The sequence below is a fragment of the Amycolatopsis sp. NBRC 101858 genome (genome assembly GCF_030269325.1).
In the GTDB taxonomy this organism is placed as follows: domain Bacteria; phylum Actinomycetota; class Actinomycetes; order Mycobacteriales; family Pseudonocardiaceae; genus Amycolatopsis; species Amycolatopsis ponsaeliensis.
Window position 1 is genome coordinate 930,359 of record NZ_BSTD01000005.1, and the last position, 19,569, is coordinate 949,927.

General features: G+C 71.0%; 23 protein-coding genes. 13 read left to right on the forward strand and 10 right to left on the reverse strand.

Annotated features, from left to right (window positions below):
- Complete coding sequence (locus tag QSK39_RS38675; RefSeq protein ID WP_285482757.1) at positions 1-729, forward strand: dienelactone hydrolase family protein; 729 nt, start codon at positions 1-3, stop codon at positions 727-729.
- Between the two features lie 5 nt (positions 730-734).
- Here the strand turns inward: QSK39_RS38675 and QSK39_RS38680 are convergent, their stop codons facing one another.
- Both QSK39_RS38680 and QSK39_RS38685 read right to left on the reverse strand, forming a co-directional pair.
- On the reverse strand, positions 735-1,190 hold the full coding sequence (locus tag QSK39_RS38680; RefSeq protein ID WP_285482758.1) for a hypothetical protein: 456 nt from the start codon (positions 1,188-1,190) through the stop codon (positions 735-737).
- A complete protein-coding gene (locus tag QSK39_RS38685) occupies positions 1,187-1,645 on the reverse strand; it encodes a hypothetical protein (protein WP_285482759.1) in 459 nt (152 codons plus the stop codon). Before QSK39_RS38685 ends, QSK39_RS38680 begins: the two co-directional genes overlap by 4 nt.
- Positions 1,646-1,856: 211 nt before the next feature.
- Here QSK39_RS38685 and QSK39_RS38690 point away from each other — a divergent pair, with 211 nt between their 5' ends.
- The 6 genes from QSK39_RS38690 (at position 1,857) to QSK39_RS38715 (ending at position 8,618) form a co-directional block, all read left to right on the forward strand.
- Positions 1,857-3,098 carry an ROK family transcriptional regulator gene (locus tag QSK39_RS38690; RefSeq protein ID WP_285482865.1) on the forward strand — a complete coding sequence of 414 codons (1,242 nt, stop codon included), beginning with the start codon at positions 1,857-1,859 and terminating at the stop codon, positions 3,096-3,098.
- Positions 3,099-3,123: 25 nt separating this feature from the next.
- Positions 3,124-4,482: an extracellular solute-binding protein gene (locus tag QSK39_RS38695; RefSeq protein WP_285482760.1), complete on the forward strand. Its 1,359-nt coding sequence runs from the start codon at positions 3,124-3,126 to the stop codon at positions 4,480-4,482.
- A gap of 83 nt (positions 4,483-4,565) precedes the next feature.
- Positions 4,566-5,504, forward strand: a complete 939-nt coding sequence (locus QSK39_RS38700) for a carbohydrate ABC transporter permease (protein WP_285482761.1) — start codon at positions 4,566-4,568, stop codon at positions 5,502-5,504.
- Complete coding sequence (locus QSK39_RS38705) at positions 5,501-6,391, forward strand: carbohydrate ABC transporter permease (protein WP_285482762.1); 891 nt, start codon at positions 5,501-5,503, stop codon at positions 6,389-6,391. The genes QSK39_RS38700 and QSK39_RS38705 overlap by 4 nt, the downstream gene beginning before the upstream one ends.
- Positions 6,388-7,653, forward strand: a complete 1,266-nt coding sequence (locus QSK39_RS38710; protein WP_285482763.1) for a 6-phospho-beta-glucosidase — start codon at positions 6,388-6,390, stop codon at positions 7,651-7,653. The genes QSK39_RS38705 and QSK39_RS38710 overlap by 4 nt, the downstream gene beginning before the upstream one ends.
- Positions 7,650-8,618, forward strand: coding sequence for an N-acetylglucosamine kinase (locus QSK39_RS38715; protein WP_285482764.1), 969 nt, complete (start codon positions 7,650-7,652; stop codon positions 8,616-8,618). The genes QSK39_RS38710 and QSK39_RS38715 overlap by 4 nt, the downstream gene beginning before the upstream one ends.
- Positions 8,619-8,668: 50 nt before the next feature.
- Here QSK39_RS38715 and QSK39_RS38720 read toward each other — a convergent pair whose 3' ends face one another.
- The 4 genes from QSK39_RS38720 to QSK39_RS38735 all read right to left on the reverse strand — a co-directional run bounded on the left by QSK39_RS38720 (position 8,669) and on the right by QSK39_RS38735 (position 11,613).
- Positions 8,669-9,181 carry an SRPBCC domain-containing protein gene (locus QSK39_RS38720; RefSeq protein ID WP_285482765.1) on the reverse strand — a complete coding sequence of 171 codons (513 nt, stop codon included), beginning with the start codon at positions 9,179-9,181 and terminating at the stop codon, positions 8,669-8,671.
- Positions 9,178-9,501: an ArsR/SmtB family transcription factor gene (locus QSK39_RS38725; protein ID WP_285482766.1), complete on the reverse strand. Its 324-nt coding sequence runs from the start codon at positions 9,499-9,501 to the stop codon at positions 9,178-9,180. Before QSK39_RS38725 ends, QSK39_RS38720 begins: the two co-directional genes overlap by 4 nt.
- Before the next feature lie 253 nt (positions 9,502-9,754).
- Complete coding sequence (locus tag QSK39_RS38730) at positions 9,755-11,122, reverse strand: GntT/GntP/DsdX family permease (protein WP_285482767.1); 1,368 nt, start codon at positions 11,120-11,122, stop codon at positions 9,755-9,757.
- Complete coding sequence (locus QSK39_RS38735) at positions 11,119-11,613, reverse strand: gluconokinase (protein ID WP_285482768.1); 495 nt, start codon at positions 11,611-11,613, stop codon at positions 11,119-11,121. The genes QSK39_RS38730 and QSK39_RS38735 overlap by 4 nt, the downstream gene beginning before the upstream one ends.
- Before the next feature lie 102 nt (positions 11,614-11,715).
- On the opposite strand from QSK39_RS38735, the gene QSK39_RS38740 reads away from it, so the two are divergent.
- From QSK39_RS38740 to QSK39_RS38750, 3 genes are all read left to right on the forward strand, one after another.
- The gene (locus QSK39_RS38740; RefSeq protein WP_285482769.1) at positions 11,716-12,399 is read left to right on the forward strand and encodes a FadR/GntR family transcriptional regulator; all 684 of its coding nucleotides are present in this window, start codon (positions 11,716-11,718) and stop codon (positions 12,397-12,399) included.
- A gap of 64 nt (positions 12,400-12,463) precedes the next feature.
- Positions 12,464-13,354: a cobalamin biosynthesis protein CobD/CbiB gene (locus QSK39_RS38745; protein ID WP_285482770.1), complete on the forward strand. Its 891-nt coding sequence runs from the start codon at positions 12,464-12,466 to the stop codon at positions 13,352-13,354.
- A gap of 64 nt (positions 13,355-13,418) precedes the next feature.
- Complete coding sequence (locus QSK39_RS38750; RefSeq protein ID WP_285482771.1) at positions 13,419-13,856, forward strand: hypothetical protein; 438 nt, start codon at positions 13,419-13,421, stop codon at positions 13,854-13,856.
- A gap of 30 nt (positions 13,857-13,886) precedes the next feature.
- Here QSK39_RS38750 and QSK39_RS38755 read toward each other — a convergent pair whose 3' ends face one another.
- The 4 genes from QSK39_RS38755 to QSK39_RS38770 all read right to left on the reverse strand — a co-directional run bounded on the left by QSK39_RS38755 (position 13,887) and on the right by QSK39_RS38770 (position 16,779).
- Positions 13,887-14,504 (reverse strand): FMN-binding negative transcriptional regulator, encoded by a 618-nt coding sequence (locus QSK39_RS38755; RefSeq protein WP_285482772.1) that lies wholly within the window; start codon positions 14,502-14,504, stop codon positions 13,887-13,889.
- Positions 14,505-14,554: 50 nt separating this feature from the next.
- Positions 14,555-15,397: an SURF1 family cytochrome oxidase biogenesis protein gene (locus tag QSK39_RS38760; protein WP_285482773.1), complete on the reverse strand. Its 843-nt coding sequence runs from the start codon at positions 15,395-15,397 to the stop codon at positions 14,555-14,557.
- A 60-nt stretch (positions 15,398-15,457) separates the two neighbouring features.
- Complete coding sequence (locus tag QSK39_RS38765) at positions 15,458-15,919, reverse strand: low molecular weight protein-tyrosine-phosphatase (protein ID WP_285482774.1); 462 nt, start codon at positions 15,917-15,919, stop codon at positions 15,458-15,460.
- A gap of 302 nt (positions 15,920-16,221) precedes the next feature.
- Positions 16,222-16,779, reverse strand: coding sequence for a chorismate mutase (locus QSK39_RS38770; protein WP_285482775.1), 558 nt, complete (start codon positions 16,777-16,779; stop codon positions 16,222-16,224).
- A gap of 31 nt (positions 16,780-16,810) precedes the next feature.
- Here QSK39_RS38770 and QSK39_RS38775 point away from each other — a divergent pair, with 31 nt between their 5' ends.
- The 3 genes from QSK39_RS38775 to QSK39_RS38785 are packed head-to-tail and all read left to right on the forward strand — an operon-like array spanning position 16,811 to position 19,500.
- Complete coding sequence (locus QSK39_RS38775; protein ID WP_285482776.1) at positions 16,811-17,632, forward strand: Nif3-like dinuclear metal center hexameric protein; 822 nt, start codon at positions 16,811-16,813, stop codon at positions 17,630-17,632.
- A gap of 9 nt (positions 17,633-17,641) precedes the next feature.
- Positions 17,642-18,379, forward strand: coding sequence for a zinc ribbon domain-containing protein (locus tag QSK39_RS38780; RefSeq protein WP_285482777.1), 738 nt, complete (start codon positions 17,642-17,644; stop codon positions 18,377-18,379).
- Positions 18,376-19,500: a bifunctional RNase H/acid phosphatase gene (locus tag QSK39_RS38785; protein ID WP_285482778.1), complete on the forward strand. Its 1,125-nt coding sequence runs from the start codon at positions 18,376-18,378 to the stop codon at positions 19,498-19,500. The genes QSK39_RS38780 and QSK39_RS38785 overlap by 4 nt, the downstream gene beginning before the upstream one ends.
- Positions 19,501-19,569: the final 69 nt, after the last annotated feature.

Genomic DNA, 19,569 nt, shown 5'->3' on the forward strand with positions numbered 1-19,569 from the left:
ATGCACTTCACCACCGAACAACGCCTCGACGACGGCGTCCTCGAGCGCGAGTTCACCCTCGGCGAGATCCCCGGCATCCTGTGGACGCCCGCCACGTCCGCGCCGGCTCCGCTGGTCCTGATGGGCCACCCCGGCGGACTGGCCAAGATGTACCCCCGGCTGGCGGCCCGGGCCCAGGCGGCCGCGGCGGAGGGCTACGCCGCGGCCACCATCGAGCTCCCCGGGGGCGGTGACCGGCCCCGTCTCCCCGCCGTCGACGAGGCCCGCGCCGACCTCCGCCGGGCGATCCAGGCCGGTGAGCCGGTCGGCGACGAGGTCGTCGAGCGGCTCGTCCTCCCGCTGGTCGACCAGGCGGTCCCGGAGTGGCGGGCCACTCTGGACGCCCTCCTCGCCCTACCCGGGATCGGCGGCCCGGTCGGGTTCTCGGGCGGGGTGCTCGCCATCGCCATCCGGCTCGCGGTCGTCGAGCCGCGCATTGCGGCCGCCGTCCTGTTCGCCGGGAGTTTCGTGCCCCGCAGCATGTTCGACGAGGCTCGGCAGGTCACCATCCCGCTGCTGGTCCTGCTGCAGTGGGACGACGAAGGCAACGACCGTCAGCTGGCCCTGGACGTGTTCGACGCGCTCGGTTCCCCGGAGAAGACGTTGCACGCCAACATGGGCGGCCACACCGGCATCCCGCGGTTCGAGGGCGACGACGGGAGCCGGTTCTTAGCCCGGCACCTGAAGTAGCGGGGTCAGGGCCAGTACGGCTGGGCGTTCGCCGCGGCTTCGGCGATCGCCCGGCCGTCGATCGTCGTGGCGGCGCGGCCGAGCCCGGCCCGCCGCCACTCGACGGAGAACTCGAAGGGCCCGGCCGGCAGCGGCGACAGCCAGAGCTGCCGGTCGCCCCGGTAGTGCCGGTCGTCGTAGCTCGCTCCGCCGCCGATTTCGGTCAAGCAGCCCTGGCTGACCCGGAACTGCAGGCTGTCGTCGGAGGCGCCGCGGAACCCGCCGGCGTGACTTTCGTCGATGTCGTCCCAGGTGGCCTGGTCCAGCGACCCCCGCCGGACGCTCAGGTGCACGGTGAAGGCACACCCGCCGGGATAGGCGACGAGGTGCTGAAGCGCGACGACGGCGAGGTCCGTCCGCGCGACGAACCGCGCGATCGGGACCGGGCAGCCCAGCACATCGGCCGGCGGAACCGGGTTCATCGCAGGTCACCTCGTTCGATCACCGTGCGGGTCGGCTCGCCGGCGAAGTCGGCGACGGTGCCGTAGGCCAGGTTCAGCGTCTCCAGCCGGTACCGCCACTCGGCGCCGCACGAGCACATCGATCCGAAGCGGTAGTTGATCTGCCAGCGCAGCCATTCGCCCGGCCGCAGCCGGACCGGCGCCGGGCGCCAGTCCCGCCGTGGCCGGCTCATCGGCGCCAGTTCCAATCGGACCGCCAGCGAACCGTCGACCTCACGAAGCCGGACGCCGTCCAGCGCGTCCGGCACCGTGAACCGCGGCTCGAAGCCGGTCGACTCGTCGACGTTCACCTCGTGGAGCAGGGCACCGTCCGGCAGGGGAAACGCGACTGGTACGCGGTTGCGCACCGCAGCCGCCGGGCCGCCGCGGGACCGCTTGGTCCAGGTGGTCCGCACCCTCTGCGCCACGACGTCCATGCCTCCAGCATCCCCGCCGCCGCAAGCGGAAATCGGCTGACCGAGGCCCCGCCCGTGTTTCCGCCACGTGGCCCAGTGCCGCCCCAAGCGTTACCTGGCCGTTTCCGAAGTCCGTTGACGGCTGTGCTCCGGCTCACTACAGTCCTGCGAAACCGTCTGTAAAGTATCCTAATTAAGTCCGGAGGGACGAGTGCGAGCCGGTAGCCCGCGGATGCTGCGCGAGATCAACGATCGCGCCGCCATCGAGGTCCTCCTGCGGGAGGGCCCGCTCACGCGCGCCGAGCTCGAGCTCGCCATCGGGCTCTCCAAGCCCGCCACCGCGCAGCTCATCACGCGGCTCGAACAGGACAACCTCGTCGTCAAGGCCGGCGTCCGCGGCGGTGGGCGGGGTCCCCGCGCCCAGCTCTGGGCGGCCAACGGCGCCCTCGCCTTCGTCGCCGCCGTGGACCTCACCCCGCACATCGCGGACTTCGTCGTCGCCGACGTCGCCGGGATCGTGCTCGCCGAGTACCGGACTCCGCTGCCCGTCCACGAAGGCGCCGACGTCGTCGGGACCTTCGGCGAGGCCCTGCAGAAGGTCGCCGGGGAAGCCGGGATCACCCGGGACCGGCTGGCCCACGTCGTGATCGGCGCGCAGGGCGCGTTCGATCCGCGGACCGGCCTGCTCTCCTCCGCCCCGCACATCCCCGGCTGGCTCGGCTTCGACGTCCCGCAGAAGCTCAGCGACGACCTCGGCGTCGACGTCCTCATCGAGAACGACGTCAACCTCGTCGCCGTCGAGGAGATGAGCGTCGGGCAGGCCCAGGACGTCGACGACTTCGTCATGGTGTGGCTGTCCGAAGGCGTCGGCGGCGCGGTCGTCATCGGACGGCGGCTGCTGCGCGGCGCCACCGGCGGCGGCGGCGAGATCGACTGGATGCGCGTGCCCGACCCGGCCACCGTGGACACCGGCGACGTCTGGCCCGAGGCCGGCGCCCGCTTCGGCAACCTGGTCGACTCGCCCGCGATCGTCCGCTTGGCCGCCGCGCACGGGATCCAGGCGGAAACCGCCTGGGACGCCGTCGAAAAAGCCGGCGAGCAGCACCCCTTCCTGCACGACCTCGCCCGGCGTGTCGCCGGCGGCGTCGCCAACCTCGTCGCGGTCGCCGACCCGCAGCTCGTGCTCCTCTGCGGTGACACCAGCCGCGCCGGCGGCGAGAGCTTCGCCGCGCTGGTGCAGGAAAAGCTGCACGCGCTGGTCCTGCCGCGCACGCCGGTCGGCTGCGCTTCGGTGCAGGGCAACGCCGTTCGCGCCGGCGCGCTGCAGTCCGCGCTGGCCACCGCCCGTGAGGACGTCTTCGGCGTCGTCACCCCCACGCTCCTCGGGTCGCGCAGGCCCGCGGTCGGAGAGCCACTCGGCAAGACCCCGGAGGCCCTCCCGAACACCCGTTCCGCCCCGTCCCCAACCGAGTAGCCCCAAACCGATGAGGAGGAGGGCCATGCCCCCTACCACCCGGACCCGCCGAGGCGCCCTGTTAGCGGCCGCCGCCGCGGCGTCCGTCCTGCTGACGAGCGCCTGCTCCGGCGCCGCCGCCCCGAGCGGCGGTGACGCGGCCGCCGCGCCCGGCAAGGACGACAAGATCACGATCACCGTGTACTCCAAGTTCACCGACCGCGAGTACGGCGTGGTCACCGCGGGCCTGAACAAGCTCAAGGCGAAGTTCCCGAACATCGAGATCAAGCACGAGGGCAACCAGGACGACGACAAGCTCACGCAGTCGATCCGCGGCGGCAACCCGCCCGACGTCGCGATCTCCTTCTACACCGACAACCTGGGCGCCTGGTGCTCCACCGGCAGCTTCCAGGACCTGAAGCCCTACATCGACCGCGACAAGATCGACCTCAGCCAGATCCCCGACGCGGTCCGCAGCTACACCGAGTACCAGGGCAAGCGGTGCGCGATGCCGATGCTCGCCGACGTTTACGGCTTCTACTACAACAAGGACATGTTCGCGGCGAAGGGCGTCACCTCGCCGCCGAAGACCACGGACGAGCTGCTCGAGGACGCCAAGAAGCTGACCGAGTACAACGCGGACGGCTCGATCAAGGTCGCCGGCTTCCTGCCGTCGATGCCGTTCTACGCCAACCAGGCCCAGTACTGGGCGCCGAACTTCGGCGCGCCGTTCATCGGCCCGGACGGCAAGTCGGACCTCGCCACCAACCCCGGCTGGAAGGCGATGTTCGAGTTCCAGCAGAAGCTGATCGACGCACTCGGCGGCCACGACAAGGTCGAGAAGTTCAAGGCCGGTCTCGGTGACGAGTACTCCGCCGACAACGGCTTCCAGAAGGGCAAGCTGGCGATGATCTACGACGGTGAGTTCCGCACCGCGTTCATCAAGGACCAGGCGCCGACCCTGAACTACGCCACCGCGCCCGCCCCGGTGCTCACCAGCATGGCGGACAAGTACGGCAGTGCCTTCACCACCGGCACGATCATCGCGATCCCCAAGGGTGCCAAGAACCCCGGCGCCGCGTGGGAGCTGATCAAGCAGGTCTCCCTGGACACCGACACCCTGGTGGACATGGCCAACGGCCTGAAGAACGTGCCCAGCACGAAGGCCTCGCTGACGTCGCCGCGCCTCGACCTGCAGCCGCAGTTCAAGACGTTCCTCGACATGTACGACAGCGGCAAGCTCGTGTCGAACCAGACCACGCCGATCGGTGACGCGCACCTCAAGGCGGTCAACGACTTCGCCGAGAAGTGGCAGGCCGGCTCGATCCCCGATCTGACCGAAGGCCTGAAGAAGGTGGATGCGCAGATCAACGACGAACTGAAGCAGAAGGGCGCGGGCGGATGACTCCGCCTGATGGGGTCTCGGCGGTGAAGAGTGCCTCGCCCCGCACCCTCCCGGAAAAGGCTTCCCCGTCCGCACCTGAAAAGGTGCGGGCGGGGGCCCGCCGGGCCAAGCGCCGCCGGACCGTCTTCCTCTTCATGGCCCCGGCGTTCCTCGGGTTCCTGATCTTCTTCGGCTACCCGCTGATCGCCACGGTCTACTACTCCTTCACGCGGTACGACCTGATCAACCCGCCGGTGTTCGTCGGCTTCGACAACTACGTCCGGATGTTCACCACCGAGCCGCTGGTCGGCACGGCCGCGTACAACACGTTGTGGCTGGTGGTCATCCTGACGACGTGCCGGGTGCTGTTCTCGCTCGGCATCGCGTCGGTGATCTCGCGGCTCAAGTCGGGTGTCGGCCTGGTCCGGACGCTCTGCTACCTGCCGACGCTCGCCCCGCCTGCGGCGGCGACGCTGGCGTTCGTCTTCGTGTTCAACCCGGAGTTCGGCCCGGTCAACCGGTTCCTGCGGCTCATCGGCATCGACGGCGGGCTCTGGTTCAACAGCCCGGCGATGTCGAAGCCCGCGCTGACGCTGCTGGCGCTGTGGGGCTCCGGCGAGCTGATGATCATCATCCTGGCCGCGCTGCTCGACGTCCCGACCGAGCAATACGAGGCCGCCGAGCTCGACGGGGCCGGCCCGATCCGGCGGTTCTGGCACGTCACGCTGCCGTCGATCTCGCCGGTGCTGCTGTTCGGCGTGGTCAACTCGATCATCTACGCGCTGCAGTTCTTCACGCAGGCGATCGTGGCGGCCTCCGCGTCCGCGGGCACCGCCGACGTCGCCGGCAACTCGAAACTCATCGGTGCGCCGCAGAACTCGACGCTGACGTACCCGATCTGGCTGTACGTCCAGGGCTTCCGCTACTTCAACATGGGCTACGCGGCGGCGATGGCCGTGCTGCTGTTCATCGTCAGCGCCGGCTTCACGTGGATTCTCGTGCGGCAGCTCCGGAAGTCCCAGCACCAGGAGGAGGGGGCATGACCGCACTGGCCGAAGCGCCGCAGAAACCGGCGGGTGTGCCGCCGAGGGTGCGGTTCAAGCGCACCTGGGACAAACGGCTGTCCTGGATTGCGCTGCACGCGACCGGGATCGCCCTCGGCGTGATCTTCGTGCTGCCGCTGCTGTTCGTGTTCCTCACCGCGGTGATGAAGAGCGACCAGGCGATGACGGCGAGCCTGTGGCCGGCCGAATGGCACTTCGAGAACTTCGTCGAGGTGTTCAAGAAGGCGCCGCTGCTGGAGTACTTCGGCAACAGCCTGCTGTACTCGGCGCTGGCGACGGCGGGCGCGCTGCTCTCGGCGATCCCGGCCGCGTACGGCCTGGCGAAGCTGCGGTGGCGCGGGCAGAACCTGTTCTTCATGCTGACCGTGGCGGCGATGCTGCTGCCGCCGCAGGTCACCATCGTGCCGCTGTACGACCTGTGGGTCCGGATGGGCCTCACCGGCACGCTGGTTCCGCTGATCGTGCCGTACTTCTTCTTCGACGCGTTCTCGATCTTCCTGCTCCGCCAGTTCTTCCTGACGATTCCGAAGGACTACATCGAGGCGGCGAAGATCGACGGCTGCAACGAGTTCCAGGCGATGGTCCGGGTGCTGATCCCGATGGCCAAGCCGGGGATCGCGGCCACCGCGATGTTCTGCTTCCTGTTCACCTGGAACGACTACTTCGGGCCGCTGCTCTACACCGGCGAGAACCAGGACCACTGGCCGCTGTCGCTGGCGATCGCGTCCTTCCGCGGCATGCACCACGTCGAGTGGAACCTGACGATGGCCGCGACGGCCCTCATCATGGCGCCGGTCATCGTGCTGTTCATCTTCGCCCAGAAGTCGTTCGTCAAGGGCATCACATTCACGGGAGTCAAGGGATGAAGCTGGCAGTCGTCGGTGGCGGGTCCACCTACACGCCGGAGCTGATCGACGGGATCGCCGGTCGCCGGTCCACTTTGGACGTCGACGAGATCGTGCTGGTCGACCCGGACGCCTACCGCGTCGAGGCCGTCGGCGGGTTCAGCCAGCGCATCCTCGACCACGCCGGCCACCCCGCGCGGGTGCGGACGACGCAGTCGCTCGAAGAGGGCGTCGACGGCGCTTCCGCGGTGCTGATCCAGCTGCGCGTCGGCGGGCAGCGCGCGCGGCGGTCCGACGAGACGTTCCCGCACGTCTGCGGCTGCGTGGGGCAGGAGACGACCGGCGCGGGCGGGCTCGCGAAGGCGTTGCGCACGGTGCCGGTGGTGCTCGACATCGCCGACCGCGTCCGCAAGATCGCCGGGGACGACACGTGGATCGTCAACTTCACCAACCCGGTCGGCATCGTCACCCGCGCGCTGCTCAACGAGGGGCACCGCGCGGTCGGGCTGTGCAACGTCGCGATCAACCTGCAGCGGCAGTTCGGGAAGCTGCTCGGCGTCGGCGCGGACGACGTCAAGCTCGTCCACACCGGGCTCAACCACCTGAGCTGGGAGCGTGGCGCGCTCGTCGACGGCGTCGACCGGCTGCCCGAGCTGCTGGACCAGCACCTGGACTACCTGTCCAACGAGGTCAGCGTGCCGGAGAAGTGGCTGCGGCGGATGAACGTCGTACCGTCGTACTACCTGAAGTACTTCTACGCGCACGACGAGCAGGTCACCAAGCAGCGCACCGAACGCCCGCGCGCCGACGTCGTATCGGACGTCGAGGAAGAGCTCCTGAAGATCTACCTCGACCCAGAGCAGAACACGAAGCCGGAGTCGCTGGAGAAGCGCGGCGGGGCGTACTACTCCGAGGCCGCGGTGCAGCTGGTGCACGCGCTGACCGCGGGTGGCCCGGCCGAGGAGCACGTGGTGAACGTCCGCAACGACGGCACATTCGGCTTCCTGCCGGACGACGCCGTCATCGAGTCACGGTCCACTGTGGACTCTTCCGGCGCCACGCCGATTCCGCAGCCGCCGGTGGAGCCGCAGTTCTCCGGCCTCATCGCGGCGACGACGGCGTACGAGTTCCTGGCGCTGGAGGCGGCGGTCAAGGGCGGTCGCGACCGCGTGGCCGACGCGCTGCTGGCGCACCCGCTGGTCGGCCAGTACACCAAGGCCGACACGCTGGCCGACTCACTGGTCCAGATCAACCGCGAGTACCTGCCCTGGGCGCGCGGATGAGGCCCGCTGTCATCGCGATCGACGGCGGCAACAGCAAGACCGAGGTTCTGGTGATCTCGGAGGACGGCGTCGTGCTGGGCAAGTCACGCGGGCCCGGCGCGTCGCCGCAGAACATCGGCGTCGCGGCCTGCGTCACGGCGCTGGAAGGCCTGGTGCTGGAAGCCTTCCCGGACTTCGGGGAGAAGCCGTTCGCGGTCCACACGTCGGCCTACCTCGCCGGGCTGGACTTCCCGCGCGAGGAGGAGACACTGCACGCGGCGCTGTCCGCGCGCGGGTGGAGCGACACCTTGACCGTCGGCAACGACACCCTCGCGCTGCTCCGGGCGGGCAGTGCGGGGGTGGGGGTCGCGGTGGTCTGCGGCGCCGGGATCAACGGCGCGGGCGTCGGCCCGGACGGCCGCGTGCACCGCTTTCCCGCGCTGGGCAAGATCTCCGGCGACTGGGGCGGCGGCTACCGGCTCGGCGAAGAAGCCCTGTGGTGGGCGGTGCGCGCCGAGGACGGCCGCGGTCCGCGGACCGCGTTGATGCCGGCGGTGGCGGCCTACTTCGGCAAGCCGACGCTGCTGGACGTCGTGCAGGGCCTGCACTTCGAGGAGATCGACGCGGCGTCGATCCACGGCCTGTGCCCGCTGCTGTTCGAGGTCGCGGCGGCCGGCGACGAGGTCGCGTCGGACATCGTCACCCGGTTCGTCGAAGAGGTCAGCGTGTTCGCGGCGGTGATCCTGCGGAACCTGGAGCTGACCGAGGAAGCACCGGAGATCGTCCTCGGCGGCGGGGTGCTGACCGGGATCGGCGCGCCGGTGATCGCGGAGATCGAGCGGCGGTGCCTGAAGGTGGCGCCGCGCGCGGTGGTCCGCGTCGTCGACGTGAACCCCGTGGTGGGCGCGGCTTTGTTCGGACTGGACACGCTGGGCGCGTCGGACGCCGCGAAGGCGGCGCTGAAGGCGGCGACCCAGCGCGCATAGACCTGGTGGCCTGCCTCGAAGCGGCGCGAGGCAGGCCACCAGACCCTTTTTCACGGCGCGGGGACGAGGATTTCCCCGGTCTCCAGCAGGGACTTGAGGTCCGAGAGCACCCACGCCCAGCCGCCACCGGCGTTCTCGCCCGGCCCGGCGTTGACGTCCTCGTGCACCCCGGCCACCATGTCGGCGGTCAGCGGCGCGCCGGTGACGTCGTGGGTGATGGTCAGTCTGGTGCCGGCGGTCTTCGTCGCCTCGATGTCGTAGGTGAGCGTGGTGTACGGCTCGGCGGACATCTCTTCGGGACCCATCAGCAGCTTCCAGGTGATGACGAGCTTGCGCGGCGGATCGACCTCGAGGACCTCGCCGTCGACGAGATCACCGGTGATCCCGGCGTCGATGAACTCCTGCGTCGCGCGGGTGCGGTGCTTGCCGCCGACCTTGAGGTCGAAGTCGGCGAGGCCGGTGTAGCCGTACTTCTGCGTCCACTCGGGCTTGGTGATGGCTTCCCAGATGCGCTCCGGGGTGGCCTTGATGTAGACGCGGTGGACCTGCACGGTGGTCGTCATGGTTCTTCGCCTTCCAGTTCGTTCTTGAGGTCGAGCAGGGCGGTGACGTGGCGTTCGGTGTACTTGTCGATCCACCGGTCGTGGATCTGCCGGATGGGCACGGGGTTCAGGAAGTGCCGCTTTTCCCGGCCTTCCTTCCGCGCGACGACGAGCCCGGCCTCTTCCAGGAGCTTCAGGTGCTTCATGACGCCGAAGCGGGTCATGTCGACCTGGGTCTCCAGCTCGGTGAGCGTGCGGCCGTCGCGCTCGAAGAGCAGGTCGAGCAGGAACCGGCGGGTCGGATCCGCCAGCGCCTTGAACACCAGGTCGTCGTCGGGCACCTCGGAAGAATAGGTGACCAAAAGGTCACATGTCAACGGTCGCCGTGTCGACCCTCCAAACACGCGTGTCGACTCCCCGATCACGGGTGTCGACCCTTCATGCACGGTCCGGATGGCTCGGCTGCGGGGGCGCCCGGCATCACCGCGTGACGGAGAGGTCGACACGTGTGTCTGGAGGGTCGACACGCGTGATTGAGGGGACGACACGAAGAAGGCCGCCACCCCGGAGCGGGTGACGGCCTTCGCGTCGCGCCTAAACGAGCAGCGACAGCGGCAGGATCAGCGCGATCGCCACCACCGAGATCAGCGTCTCCATCACCGACCAGCTCTTCAGCGTCTGCCCGACCGACAGCCCGAAGTACTCCTTGACCAGCCAGAACCCGGCGTCGTTCACGTGCGAGAAGAACAGCGACCCGGCGCCGATCGCGAGCACCAGCAGCGCGCTCTGCGACGGGCTCATCCCCGCCGCCAGTGGGGCCACGATGCCCGCCGCCGAGACCGTCGCCACCGTCGCCGAGCCCGTCGCCAGGCGGATCGCCACCGCCACCAGCCAGCCGAGCAGCAACGGGGACAGGTTCGCGTCCTTGGCCAGGCCCGTGATCACGTCGCCGACGCCCGCGTCGACCAGCGTCTGCTTGAACCCGCCGCCCGCGCCGACGATCAGGATGATCCCCGCGATCGGGCCCAGCGAGTCACCGACCACAGTGGACAGCCGCGAGCGGTCGAGGCCGGCCGGGCGGCCGAGCAGGACCATGCCCACCAGCACGGCCACGAGCAACGCGATCAGCGGGTCGCCGACGAAGTCCAGGATCTTGCGCGCCTGGCTTTCCTTGGCCAGCAGGATGTCCGAGAGCGCTTTCGCCAGCATGAGCACGACCGGCAGCAGCACTGTCGTGAGCGTCGCGGCGAAGCTCGGCCGCGGCTTGTCCGGGTCCGCGCGCTCCGGGATCAGGCGCTCGGGCGGCGCCGCGTCCGGCACCAGCCGGGCGGCCACCTTGCCGAACAGCGGGCCCGCGATGACCAGCGTCGGGATGCCGACGAGCAGGCCGAACGCCAGCGTGATCCCGACGTTCGCGTTCAGCGCGCCCGCCGCGGCGAGCGGGCCCGGGTGCGGCGGGACCAGGCCGTGCAGCACCGAAAGGCCGGCGACCGCCGGAATTCCCAGCAGCATCAACGGCTTCCCGGTGCGCTTGGCCGCGAGCAGCACGACCGGGATGAGCATGACGAGCCCGATCTCGAAGAACATCGGCAGCCCGATCAGCGCCGCGACCAGCGCCATTGCCCACGGCAGCGCGGCGCCGCGGGCCTTGCCGAGCACGGTGTCGACGATCTGGTCGGCACCACCGGAGTCGGCCAGCAGCTTGCCGAGCATCGCGCCGAGGGCGATCAGGATGCCGACGGACGCGACCGTGCTGCCGACGCCGCCGCTGAAGCTCTTCAGCAGCTTGTCGACCGGCATCCCGGCGGTCAGGCCGAGCACGAGCGAACCGAGCACCAGCGCCAGGAACGGGTGCAGCTTCACCTTCGTGATCAGCACGACGATGACGGCGATCGCGACGACGGTCGCGCTGATGAGACGGGTGTCGTGGCCGGTCCAGGCGGCCGCGAGGACGGTGGTCATGAGCGCTCCCGGAAGGCGGTGAGGGCGGCGTCGGTGAGCTCCGCGGGGGTTTCGCGGATGTCGAAGATCGCGCCGGGCTCGTCCGGCTCGAGGGGTTCCAGGTCGGCGAGCTGGGAGTCCAGCAGCGACACCGGCATGAAGTGGCCCGAGCGCGACTGCATGCGCTCGGCGAGGATCTCGCGGTCGCCGTGCAGGTGGGCGAACCAGACGTTCCCGCCCGTTCTCAGGACGTCGCGGTAGCGGCGCTTGAGCGCGGACGACGTCACGACGCCGCCGGTGGCCTGGTGCTCGCGGATCCAGCCGGCGATGGCTTCGAGCCAGGGGGCGCGGTCCTCGTCGGTCAGCGGGTGCCCCGCGGTCATCTTGTCGATGTTGGCCTGCGGGTGGAACGTGTCCGCCTCGGCGTACTCGACGTCCAGCGCGTTCGCGAGCGCCGTGCCGATCGTCGTCTTGCCGGAGCCTGACACCCCCATCACCACGATGACGGTCATCCGCACCTCCCACGTCGTTGTGCCCAGGTGAGTCAAACTCAAAAGTACTACTTATTCAAGATGAAGTACTACTTAATCGAATCAGACGGCTAGGTTGGCCCGGTGAGGCACGAGCAGGTATTGGACGCCCTCGGCGCGTCGATCGCGAACGGAGCGCTGGCTCCGGGCACCGTTTTGCGCTCCGACGAGCTTCAAGAGCGTTTCGGCGCTTCGCGGACGGTGGCGCGCGAAGTCGTCCGGGTGCTGGAGACGATGCGGCTGACCAGCAGCAAGCGCCGGGTCGGGGTGACCGTCCGGGAGCCGGCGGACTGGAACCACTACGACCCGCGGCTGATCCGCTGGCAGCTCGACGGCCCCGCGCGCCCGGCGGCGCTCGCGACGCTGAACGAACTGCGGTCGGCGATCGAGCCGTGCGCGGCGCGGTACGCGGCCCTGCGCGCGACGCCGGAGGAGCGCGGCCGGCTCGGCGCGCTGGGGGAGCGGCTGGCGCGGACGGCCCGGGCCCGCGACCTCACGACGTTCCTCGAGTTCGACATCGCGTTCCACGACCTGCTGCTCGGCGCGTCCGGGAACCCGATGTTCGCGCAGCTGTCCGAGGTCGTCGCGGAGGTGCTCACCGGGCGGACCGGGCACGGCCTGATGCCGCCGGAGCCGCAGCCCGAAGCCGTGGCGCTGCACCTGGAGGTCGCCGCGGCGGTCGCGGCCGGGGACGCGGACCGGGCGGAGCGGGCGATGCGCGACATCGTCGTCCAGGCGCGTGAAGAGATCGCGGCGCTGGTCGAGTAAGACGGTGCCGCGGGGGCGAGTAGCCTCCCTCGGGAACTGGACTTTCTTCTGCCGGGGGGCACGGGTGAGCGCGGCGCGCGCGATCGGACTGGTGTTGGGCGTGGCGGCCGACGGCGCCCTCGGCGACCCGCGCCGCCGTCCTCCGGTGACGGCGTTCCGCCGGCTCGCGCCGGGCAAGGGGGCCGCGGTCGCCGGCGCCGCGGTGGCCGCCGGTCTGCTGCTCGAGCGCGCCGGCCGCGGCCGGCCGCTGGTGCAGGCGTCGGCGACGGCGGTGACGACGTGGGCGGTGCTCGGCGCGGCCGGCCTGGCCGTGCAGGGCACGGAGCTGGCCCGCGACCTCGAGGAGTCCCGCTTCGACCCGGCGCGCGCGACCCTGTCCGAACTGGACCCGCGCGTGGCCGACGGCCTGGAGCTGGTGGGGCTGTCCCGCGCGTCGGTGGAGACGCTGGCGGAGAACACGTCGGACGCGGTGGTGGCGCCCCTGGTCTGGGGCGCGCTGGCGGGGGTCCCGGGCCTGCTCGGCGCGCGGGCGGTGAGCCTGCTGCGCCGCGCGCGCGTGGGGCGGCACGGGCACTGGGCGATCGACCGGCTCGACGAGCTGGTCCACCTGGTCCCGACCCGCGTGGCGGCGGGCCTGACGGTGGTGGCGGCCCCGGTGGTCGGCGGTTCGGCGGGCGGGGCCTGGCGGGCCTGGCGCCGCGACACGATCGCCCACCCGAGCCCCAACGCGGGCCGGGTCGAGGCGGCCTTCGCGGGAGCACTGGAGGTCCGCGTCGGCGGGCGGACGGTTTACCCGCACGGGGTGGCGGAGCTGCCGGTCCTCGGGGTGGGGCGCAACCCGGATGCGGGGCACGTGACGCGGGCGGTGGAGCTGTCCCGGGTGGTGGGGTGGCTGGCGGCGGTGACGTCGGTGGTGTTGGCCGTGGTGGCCGGTTTCCGGCGCCGCACGCGCTGAGCGCTGTAACTCCTCCGCGTATCGACGAGCGTAAGCAACGCTTCGCAGATACTGGGAGGAACCCGTGCGGTACAAGCACATTGCGGTGGGCGTGGTCACCGCGAGCCTGGTGGCGCTCGCCATGACCGGCACCGCCGAGGCCAAGGGCCGGCGCTGTGGTCCCACTTACGAGCAGGACAGCGCCGGTAGCCTCGGCACGCCGTTCACGCTGAAGTCCAAGCACGACGACGACGGCCCCGGCGGGTCGTTCGTGGTCGGGGAAGAGTTCGAGATCCACACGAACGTCGCCGGCCAGACCTGGACCATCACCTTCGCCGACAACGGCCGGGTCTTCTTCACCGGCGACGACGTTTCGACGACCGCAGGCATCCGGGAACAGCACCCGACCGCCAACCAGCCGGGCGTCACCCAGCACATGACCGCGGACGCGGTGAACCACGCCACGGGCGAGACCATCCACGGTTTCCTCGACGTGCTCCCGGTCCCGGCCTGCGGCGGCTGACGCTGCCCCGCGCGTCGCGGCTGGGGGCCCTCAGCCGCGACGGTGCAGCTGCGTCAAGGCTTCCGCGTCGAGCCGACCGCTTCGTTCGGCCAGCCGGGAGCCGATCCGCTCCCGGTCCTCGGCCGTCTTGTTCCCGCCGAACTTGAACTTCGCCCGCACTCCCGTGATCGTGAACTCGATCCCGCGGATCCCCGGCAGCAACCGCCGGTCCGGCGACTCCGAAGCCGCACTCACGGCCGCCCGCGCGCCGTCCGTCTCGAAATGGCGCAACTGCTTCTCCAGCAGTGCGGCCTTCAAAGCCGGATCGTCGACCAGCCGCACGTCTCCCTCGAGCTGGACCGTCGCGTAGTACGACGTCGGGACCCCGTACGCCGGGTCCGCGGCCGTGTTCCAGTCCGCGCGGATGTACGTGTAGTCGTCGACCACCGTCAGCAGCGCTCGCGGGTGCTCCTCCAGCAGCGGCCAGATCGGGTTCGGGCGCGCCAGGTGGGTCACCACCGTGCGGTCGCCGTCGAACGCGAAGTGGGCCGGGGTCACCACCGGCAGGTCGCGGCCCGCGCCGCCGGCGATCAGCTGGCCGAAGTCGTGGCCGGAGAGCCACTCGCGCCATTCGGCGTCGTCGGCGGCGTCCCACGGGTGGATCAGCATGGCCCCAGTCTCACGGGTCCAAGTGGCCCGGAAGAAGGGCCAATAACGAGCTATTTCTGATGGCCACTTTCGGCCAGCTCGTCCTCGGCGAGGATCTCCGCGACGGACTTCCGGCGCGTCCCGGAAGCCGGCGCCTCCGACGACGTGACCAGCGCGCCGCCCGGCTTCAGCTCACGCACGGTGAAGTACAGCCAGCCCAGCAGCGCCATCGCGCCGAACGCGATCCACTGCAGGGCGTACGACAGGAACGGGCCCGAATCGGTCTGCGGCAGCGGCAGCGCGCCCAGCACCCCGGGCTGCCCGGTGTCGAGCTGGAAGTACCCGGGCCGGATGTCGAGCTTCCCGGCCCGCGCGACCACCCGCGAGTCGACGACGTAGCTCTGCAGCTGCCCGCCGGTCGACGCGTCGGCGAACGCGTCCCGGTTCTTCGGGTCGGTCTCGTCGGCGCGCGCCCGCGCGGTGACCTGCACGATCCCGGCCGGCGGCGGCGCGTACGGCAGCACGCCGGACTTGCTGTCGAGCCGGACGTACCCGCGGTCGACCAGGACGACCGTGCCGTCGGTGGTCCGCATCGGCGTCAGCACCTCGAAGGCGCCTTCGCCCTGGACCGTCCGCAGCCGCGCGACGACTTCCTTGTCCGCGAGGTACTGGCCGGTGATCGAGACGAGGTGCCACTCGGTGCGCTGCCCGGGCTCGGTGCCCGGCGGCAGCAGCTGCGCCAGCGGCAGGGGCGGCGCGGTGAACGACGCCTCCAGCGCGGAGTTCTGCTGCTCGCGTTCGGCGTTGCGGCTGAACTGCCACGGTGAAAGCAGCGTGAAGCAGCAGATGGCGAAGGTGAACACCACCACCGTCAGCGCCAGCCACCCGGGCTTGAGCAGGAACCGCAACCGCACCCCACCACGGTAGGCCGTGCCCCGCCCGGGCCGCCCGCCGACCTCCACCCGCTGTGACGTCTACCCGCGCGAACGCACCCAATCCAGCAAACCGGGCACCGACCGTTCGATCATGCCGAGGACGTCTTCGAAGCCGTCGTCACCGCCGTAGTAGGGGTCGGGGACTTCGGCACCCTCGGGGGCCGACGGGTCGAACGACCGCAGCAGCCGCACCTTCCCGGGATCGCCGACGCGCGAGCGCAGGAACTCCGCGTGCCCCTCATCGGCGGCGAGCAGCAGGTCGGCACCGAGGTCTTCGTCGGAAACCTCGGAGGCGACGTGGTCGGTGGGATAGCCGTGCGCCTTGAGCGTCGCGCGGGCTCGCTTGTCGGCACGTTCCCCGGCGTGCCACGGCCCGGTCCCGGCACTGGACACGCGGACGGCATCGGTCAGCCCGGCGTCGTCAAGGCGGGCCCGGAAGACGAGTTCGGCCATCGGGGAGCGGCAGATGTTGCCGGAGCAGACGAAGACGAGATGCGTCATTCCGCGAGCGTAACCGGCCGGTTCACGCGGGCGGCTGCTCGCTCGGTGCATGGCCGGCCGTGCGGGATCGGGCCGCGAGCGTAACCGGCTGGTTCACCCGGTCACCCGCTCGCTCGGCGGTACCCGCTCACCCGCGCGGCCACTTAGCGTCGATCTCGCGAGGACGCGAACCGGAAGGAGAGCGATCATGCACGGATGCTGCTCGAAGTGCACCGGTCAGGGCTGCGGCTGCTGCGGCAACTGCAACTGACGCTCCACCCGGCGCTCGCGGCGGCGGTGGTCGACCCGCCGCCGGGGCGCCCCTAACGGGTGATGCACGTCGCCGACGTCGCCTCACTCAGGGCCCGTGCGTGCAGCAGGTCGAAGCGGTGGACCACGTCCGCCACCCCCGCCGTCACCAGCTGGCGCTTCGGGCACGAACGGGCCTTCCGCACGGCGAGCGAAGTGCTCAGTTCGGTCAGCAGGCCCGTGTTCAGCCGGTCGATCACCGGGCGGATCTCGCCCAGGTCCGGCTTCGTCGTCGGCGCCTCGGAAGGGTGCGCGTCCCAGCGCGCGTACAGCCCGCGCTGCACCACCTTGTTCGCCTCGATCTGGGCGTGGAAGAACCGCACCGCGTCCGCCGGGTCGAGACCCAGCTCCGGCGCCCGCGCCGCCACCGAGTCGTAGATCTGCTGCTCGCGCACCGGGTCGTCGATCGGGGACGGCGTGCCGTACTTCGCCGCCGCCACCTTGTCGGCGATCGCCACGCGCTGGGCCGCCAGGTCCGTCAGCTGCCACAACGACGAACCCGAGGCCGACGCCGGGATCGAAGCCAAGACCAGCCCGGACACCACCGCGAACAGCACAGCCAGTACTCGCATGGCCCGCGACCGTACATGCGAAGATCCCCGGGTGCCCGCGCTTTCCGAAATCATCACCGTCCTGGAGCAGGCCTACCCGCCCGCGCTCGCCGAGTCGTGGGACGCCGTCGGCCTCGTCTGCGGCGACCCGGCCGAGTCCGTCACGCGCGTGCTGTTCTGCGTCGACCCGGTCGAGGAGACCGTCGACGAAGCCGCCGACCTCGGCGCCCAGTTGATCGTCGCGCACCACCCGCTGCTGCTGCGCGGCGTGCACGGCGTGCCCGCCGACACCGCCAAGGGCTCGCTGGTGCACCGGATGATCCGCACCGGCACCGCCCTCTACTGCGCGCACACCAACGCCGACTCCGCCGACCCCGGCGTCTCGGACGCCCTCGCGCAGGCGATCGGGCTGCGCGTCACCGGCCCGCTGGCGCCCAACGAAGACGGCGTCACCGGCATCGGCCGCATCGGCGAACTGCCCGAAGCCGAGGCGTTCGCGACGTTCGTCCAGCGCGTCGCCGACGCCCTCCCGGAGACCGTGCCCGGCGTGCTCGGCGCGGGCGACACCGACCGCCCGATCCGCACCGTCGCGGTGTCCGGCGGCGCCGGGGACTCCTACCTGAAGCAGGCCACCGCGGCCGGGGTCGACGCCTACGTCACCGCCGACCTGCGTCATCACCCCGCCGGCGAGCACCTCGCGAACCCCGGCGCCGTGCCCGCGCTGGTCGGCTTGACCCACTGGGCCAGCGAATGGCCGTGGTGCGGGCAAGCCTCGGCGGTCGTCGCCGGCGCCTTTGCGGGTAACGTCGACACTTGCGTCTCCACGCGGTGCACCGACCCGTGGAACGTCCGCGCCGAGCGCACATCTATTTAGAGGAGCACCGTGAAGGCCGAACCCGCCGTGCAGCGCCAGTTGCTCGAGCTCGCCAAGGTGGACGCCGAGCTCTCGCGCACCGCGCACCGCCGCCGCACCCTGCCCGAACTGGCCGAGATCGACGCCGGGGAGAAGACCGCCCGCGACCGCCGCGACGCCCTCGTGTCCGTGGAGACCGCCGCCTCCGACCTCGACCGCGAGATCGCCCGGCAGGAGAAGGAGATCGAGTCGGTGCGCGCCCGCGAGGACCGCGACCGCAAGCTCCTCGCGTCCGGGTCGGTCAACTCGAAGCAGATGACCGACATCGAGCACGAGCTGCAGACCCTGCAGCGCCGGCAGAGCGCGCTGGAGGACGACCTGCTGGAGCTGATGGAGCAGCGCGAAGCCCTCGGCCTGGACGCGCAGCGCACCGGCGCCGAGGTCGACAAGGCCGAGGCCGAGGTCGCCGCCGCGATCGCCCGCCGCGACGAGGCGTTCAAGGACCTCGACACCACGCGCGCCCGCCGCGACGAAGACCGCGCGAAGCTGCTGCCGCGCTTCCCGGAGCCGCTGCTCAAGCTGTACGAGCGCGTCCGCGAGCACAAGGGCATCGGCGCCGCGCTGCTGCGCGCCCGCCGCTGCGGCGCGTGCCAGCTGGAGATGGACCGCAACACGATCGCCGAGATCAAGGCCGCGCCGGAGGACGACGTCATCCAGTGCGAGAACTGCGGCGCGGTGCTGGTCCGGACCATGGAGTCGGGTCTGTGACGGAGCACGTCGTCGTCGAAGCGGACGGCGGGTCCCGGGGCAACCCGGGGCCGGCCGGGTACGGCGCGGTCGTCAAGGACGCCGGCACCGACGAGGTCCTGGCGGAGCGCAAGGAAAGCCTGGGCGTCGTCACCAACAACGTCGCCGAGTACAACGGCCTGATCGCCGGGCTGACCGCCGCGGCCGAGCTCGGAGCGTCCACTGTGGACGTCCGGATGGACTCGAAGCTCGTCGTGGAGCAGATGTCCGGGCGCTGGAAGATCAAGCACCCGGACATGCAGCCGCTCGCTGAGCGCGCCAAGGAGCTGGCCGCCGGCTTCTCCCGCGTCGAGTACGCGTGGATCCCGCGCGCGGAGAACTCCCACGCCGACCGGCTCGCCAACGAGGCGATGGACGAGGCCACCGGCAAGCCCGCCGCCGGGAAACCCGCGCCGAAACTCCCGACCCGGCGGCCCGACCGCGCGACCGTGGCCTGGACCGGCGCCCGCGGCACGCCGACCCGGCTGCTCCTGCTGCGCCACGGCCAGACGGAGATGTCGGCGCTGCGCCGCTACTCCGGCCGCGGCGACGTCCCGCTGACCGAGCTGGGCCGGGCACAGGCCGCCGCGGCGGCGAAGCGGCTCGCCGCGATGGAGGGCTTGGTCGTCGACGGCGAGGCCGTCCCGATCATCTCCTCGCCGCTCACGCGCACGAAGCAGACCGCGCAGGCCGTCGCCGACGCGCTCGGCGGCCGCGTCGAGACCCACCCCGGCCTCATCGAGACCGACTTCGGCGACTGGGAGGGCCTGACGTTCGCCGAAGCGGCCGAGCGCGACCCCGAACTGCACAGCTCGTGGCTGGGCGACAGCGCGGTGCCGCCGCCCGGCGGGGAGAGCTTCGACGTCGTCCACCGGCGCGTCCGCAAGGCCCGCGACGAGCTGATCGCCGAGCACGGCGGGAAGACGTTGCTGCTGGTCAGCCACGTGACGCCGATCAAGACGCTGCTCCGGATGGGCCTCGACGCGGGCCCGCAGCTGCTGTTCCGGCTGCACCTCGATCTGGCGTCGCTGTCGATCGTCGAGTTCTACCCGGACGGCAACGCTTCGGTCCGGCTGGTCAACGACACCTCGCACCTGGCCTGACGACCGAAATGTGGGGTGGATCACGCTCAATGCCGACGCGTGGCCGACCCCCGATGGGGTATTGGCTAC

Excerpts from the sequence above, each read along its gene's own strand:
- QSK39_RS38685 (WP_285482759.1), bottom strand. The coding sequence starts at position 1,645 with ATGGACGTCGTGGCGCAGAGGGTGCGGACCACCTGGACCAAGCGGTCC.
- QSK39_RS38765 (WP_285482774.1), bottom strand. The coding sequence starts at position 15,919 with ATGACGCATCTCGTCTTCGTCTGCTCCGGCAACATCTGCCGCTCCCCG.
- QSK39_RS38690 (WP_285482865.1), top strand. The coding sequence starts at position 1,857 with ATGCTGCGCGAGATCAACGATCGCGCCGCCATCGAGGTCCTCCTGCGG.
- QSK39_RS38735 (WP_285482768.1), bottom strand. The coding sequence starts at position 11,613 with ATGACCGTCATCGTGGTGATGGGGGTGTCAGGCTCCGGCAAGACGACG.
- QSK39_RS38730 (WP_285482767.1), bottom strand. The coding sequence starts at position 11,122 with ATGACCACCGTCCTCGCGGCCGCCTGGACCGGCCACGACACCCGTCTC.
- QSK39_RS38715 (WP_285482764.1), top strand. The coding sequence starts at position 7,650 with ATGAGGCCCGCTGTCATCGCGATCGACGGCGGCAACAGCAAGACCGAG.
- QSK39_RS38755 (WP_285482772.1), bottom strand. The coding sequence starts at position 14,504 with ATGCTGATCCACCCGTGGGACGCCGCCGACGACGCCGAATGGCGCGAG.
- QSK39_RS38675 (WP_285482757.1), top strand. The coding sequence starts at position 1 with ATGCACTTCACCACCGAACAACGCCTCGACGACGGCGTCCTCGAGCGC.
- QSK39_RS38710 (WP_285482763.1), top strand. The coding sequence starts at position 6,388 with ATGAAGCTGGCAGTCGTCGGTGGCGGGTCCACCTACACGCCGGAGCTG.
- QSK39_RS38695 (WP_285482760.1), top strand. The coding sequence starts at position 3,124 with ATGCCCCCTACCACCCGGACCCGCCGAGGCGCCCTGTTAGCGGCCGCC.
- QSK39_RS38770 (WP_285482775.1), bottom strand. The coding sequence starts at position 16,779 with ATGCGAGTACTGGCTGTGCTGTTCGCGGTGGTGTCCGGGCTGGTCTTG.
- QSK39_RS38705 (WP_285482762.1), top strand. The coding sequence starts at position 5,501 with ATGACCGCACTGGCCGAAGCGCCGCAGAAACCGGCGGGTGTGCCGCCG.
- QSK39_RS38680 (WP_285482758.1), bottom strand. The coding sequence starts at position 1,190 with ATGAACCCGGTTCCGCCGGCCGATGTGCTGGGCTGCCCGGTCCCGATC.
- QSK39_RS38720 (WP_285482765.1), bottom strand. The coding sequence starts at position 9,181 with ATGACGACCACCGTGCAGGTCCACCGCGTCTACATCAAGGCCACCCCG.